Here is a 3673-nt window from a genome sequence, read left to right on the forward strand (position 1 = left end):
GTAGAAACGGAAGACGACGAAGAAACCCTTGTCATGACTTGTGGGCACCCAGTTTTTTTCTTTTCCAGCAGGTGCTTTAGGGCCGAAGTAAACATCCACTGATCCGTCGGCATTGGCGACCGGGTCGTTCAGACTGCCGACTGACTTGTTTGTGTTACCACCAACATCCAGCAGACTGCGGGTGGCGTCAATCGCGCTTGGCATCAGCGTCTTGTTCGCTGTTTTGAGTCGCCTTGAAATCTCCCGCGCCTTGACAAAGTCTATTTTTCTTATTCTGTAGAAAATACCACATTCCAGTCCTTTTTAATGCTAACAACGATCCAGCCATTCCATTTACTTTTTTAAAGCGTGTTCTTGTATATCTTGCCGTCCTTCATGATGATTTTGAGGTTGTCCCTGTCCCCGATGACTTCGAGTTTTTCCAGGGGATTTCCTTGAACGAGCAGCATGTCGGCGTATGCGTCTTCCTCGATTACTCCCAGTTTGCCGGGATAGGGGTCGCACCTTCCGGCAAGCTTGCAGCATCTACCAGCGTTGCCGGTGGCCAGCTTAAGTGCTTGTGCGGGTGTGTACCACCGCTGCATTCGATTGCAGAGCTGTTCGGCAACATGCTGGTCGGTTTCGTCTCTTGAGAAGAATAGGTCAGATCCCCACGCGACATTCAATTCCGGGATTTTTTTTGCGGTTTCAAACAGCAGATCGCATCCGTCTGCTACCTGAGACATCTTCTCGTTCTGTATATCGCTGAACCAGGGATGAGAGCGATCGGTGAAGGGCTGCGTGCTGAGCCAGGCTCCCATTTTAGCCATACGTTCCATGGTGGCTTCGTCAATGAGGTGTCCATGCTCGATGGACATGACTCCTGCATCCAGTGCGCGGTTAACCGCTTCAACAGAATAACCATGGGCAGCAACATATGTTCCATAATCCGTGGCAACTTCAACAGCGGCCTCCATTTCAGCCAAGCTGAATTGACATCCTAATAAGGGATCAGACGGTGAAGCATAGCCCCCACTTATTGCGATTTTTATGAAACTGGCGCCCAGACGCATTGCTTCCCGTGCCTCCGCCATTACACCGTCAGCTCCGGTTGTGACAGCAGTGGTACCGCTCATAGCTACTTTGTCATTAGCTAATTGACCTTTTGATCGGAAGTCACCATGTCCACCAATCTGGGAAATCATCGGGCCGCAGACATAAATTCGCGGGCCTTTCAGATCATCTTCATCAATAGCCTTCTGGATGCCATACAGGGGACCGGCCATATCTCGTACAGTCGTGACGCCCTGCATGAGATTGTTCTCGCACTCTGCTATCGTCATGGCATACATATATGATTCATGTTGACCCATGAGGTCGCGCTGGCTAATCCTGGAGGCGTTCAAGTGGTAGTGAGCGTCGATGAGTCCCGGCATCAATACCTGGCCCGGTGTGGTTTTCAGGACGGTGGTCCCCGGCTCCGCCTTTATCGGTTCTTTAGATATTTTTGTGATTTTGTTGTCGACAACCAGGACGTGCATCTCTTTTTTAAGCGTTTCGCTGGTTCCGTCAAAAATGGAGACGTTTGGAAACAATACAGCTTTCTGGCCTTCCACAGGTTCGGTGGGTTCAGACATGACCAGTCGCACATCACCTTGGATTCCAGTGCTCTTCTTTGATGCTTTTTTTTGAGTCATTTTATTTCTCCTTTTGGTTGTTCTTTTGTTTGTTCCGACCCTTAATGCGGATGAACTCGCCGGGCGGTCCCATTTGAATATTGAAAATAATGGCTGCAGCCCTGATAGAAAAGGCCAGCAAAACCGCTGTAAACTCAGCAATTCCTTCGGGCAGAGCCAGTTGTACCAATAATGCATAGCCCAAAGATCCCGCCAATGCAGCAGTGGCATAAACCTCACCGCATAAAATCATGGGCTGGGTCTGGGTGAGGGTATCCCGGATCACCCCGCCGCCGGTTGCCGTCACCATTCCGAGGAACACGGCAATAAAAACCGGGGCGCCAAAGGCCAGTGCGGTATGGCATCCCACGACACCAAAGCAGGCCAGGCCCAATGCATCGGACCAGACCATCCACTTGTCCTGGGTGATATCGACCTTGATAAAAAGGAAAGTAAGGAGTGCCGCTGCCACACACAACAGCAGCTCAAGGGGATCTTGGGTCCACCAGACCGTACGGCCCAGGAGCAAATCCCGAAGGGTCCCCCCGCCAATGCCGGTAATGGTCCCGATGAGCACAAAGCCCATGACATCCATGCGGCGCCGGGCCGCGTTCAGGGCTCCGCTGACGGCAAACACCACATCACCAAAATACATAATAGCAAGGATGCTTGCGCTTAACGGATCGTTTGCCGGGGGCATGATCTTTCTCCTTTTTGATCAACGGTATCCATCACGGTAGAACTGTGCAGGTTCCAAACAGCAAAAATCCATAGCCTTCTCCCGAGACAGCACCGGATAATTTACCCGTTTTTGGGTTTACGATGGTACTCCAGCCCTTTTGATTTTCAGCACCCTGGAACATCAAGACGCCATCCCCCTGCTCAAAATTTTTGATCGGGGTCGTTCTTGAATCAACGCTATCCACCCCGCTTAAAATCCTAGCGTTAAAATCAACTTTGATAAAGGTTGGGATATTGGCATCTTCCGGGCTGACTTCAGCGCATTCACCCAGTGCGTCGCATTCAATCACCTTTGTTATCGCGCACAAACAAGGGGAAGAACCGTCAATGGGACCGGCATGGACAAAACAGGGGAAGACAAGAGCTGCCGCCAATAGTATTGTCATCAAATTTTTACGCATGGTTCTCTCCTTCTTTAATATTTTTATTCTCAAACATATTGGTTTGCCCCCTGCTATTTTACGGAATACCCACGGCCTTCAAGGCACCCCTGGTATGCACGATTGAAATTATGCCGTTGCTGGTCATAATTGGCTGCCTGGTTCTGTTGTGCCGCTTGCTGCTGTGCATTCTGATCACGCTGGCGCATACCGCCGATCAACCCGCCGGATGCGGCACCGATGGCTGCCCCTTTCCCCGCATCACCGGCAATGGCGCCAATGGCAACACCCAGCAGAGCGCCTCGTGCGGCGCCGTGAACGCCTCCCCCTGCCCCGGCCTGGGTTTGTTGGGGAGGCGCTTGCGCTGCGGGATCAAAACCAGTCTGCTGTTTGGCCCACAAAAAGCACTCATTTTTGTCTTTGTCTATCTGCTGCTGATTCTGACCCTTTGCCGGATATACGTACATTTCATCACAAAAAACACGACCTGCCATCAACGTCAAAACCATGCAAATGCCAGTGCTTATCAATTTCCATCTTTTTTTCATATTAACCCTCCTTTTAATGTAGACTGGATCGTTTTATATTCATTTGGCCTAGTCATTTATCCTGGTCCGACCCAGTCCCAGACTCCCCGCCTCTGTTGCGGTTGAGAAACGCCTGAAACTCTGGGGATTCCTGGAGCACTTTTCCAGCGGCTGAAATGAGGTGGTCGACCTCCTCGTCCTTGAGATCAAAACTTGTGCCGATGTTGTTAAGGAATTCACGCTCGGCATCGTCTTTTACCGATTCAAAATTCACTTCAACAAAGTTTAACGTTAAGGGGTGCTCCGGGGTAGAAACCTGTTCCGTCCATTTCTTATAGGCATAGTGTACGATGTCGAGGGTATCGGCACT

6 protein-coding genes are annotated in these 3673 nt (G+C 50.6%); all 6 read right to left on the bottom strand.

Features of this window, described 5'->3' with window-relative positions; all coding sequences use genetic code 11:
* A partial coding sequence (locus QNK41_RS21025) for a DUF1214 domain-containing protein (RefSeq protein ID WP_319261208.1) occupies nucleotides 1–204 on the bottom strand: 204 nt, incomplete at its 3' end.
* Nucleotides 205–341: 137 nt separating this feature from the next.
* Complete coding sequence (locus tag QNK41_RS21030; RefSeq protein WP_319261211.1) at nucleotides 342–1676, bottom strand: amidohydrolase family protein; 1335 nt, start codon at nucleotides 1674–1676, stop codon at nucleotides 342–344.
* Nucleotide 1677: 1 nt separating this feature from the next.
* On the bottom strand, nucleotides 1678–2355 hold the full coding sequence (locus QNK41_RS21035; protein ID WP_319261214.1) for a trimeric intracellular cation channel family protein: 678 nt from the start codon (nucleotides 2353–2355) through the stop codon (nucleotides 1678–1680).
* Between the two features lie 31 nt (nucleotides 2356–2386).
* Nucleotides 2387–2797, bottom strand: a complete 411-nt coding sequence (locus QNK41_RS21040) for a hypothetical protein (RefSeq protein ID WP_319261216.1) — start codon at nucleotides 2795–2797, stop codon at nucleotides 2387–2389.
* Nucleotides 2798–2850: 53 nt separating this feature from the next.
* Nucleotides 2851–3324 (bottom strand): glycine zipper domain-containing protein, encoded by a 474-nt coding sequence (locus QNK41_RS21045; RefSeq protein ID WP_319261219.1) that lies wholly within the window; start codon nucleotides 3322–3324, stop codon nucleotides 2851–2853.
* Between the two features lie 52 nt (nucleotides 3325–3376).
* Nucleotides 3377–3673: hypothetical protein (locus QNK41_RS21050; protein WP_319261222.1), on the bottom strand; the 297-nt coding region annotated here is incomplete at its 5' end.

Source organism: Desulfosarcina sp. (assembly GCF_033791525.1).
In the GTDB taxonomy this organism is placed as follows: Bacteria; Desulfobacterota; Desulfobacteria; order Desulfobacterales; family Desulfosarcinaceae; genus Desulfosarcina.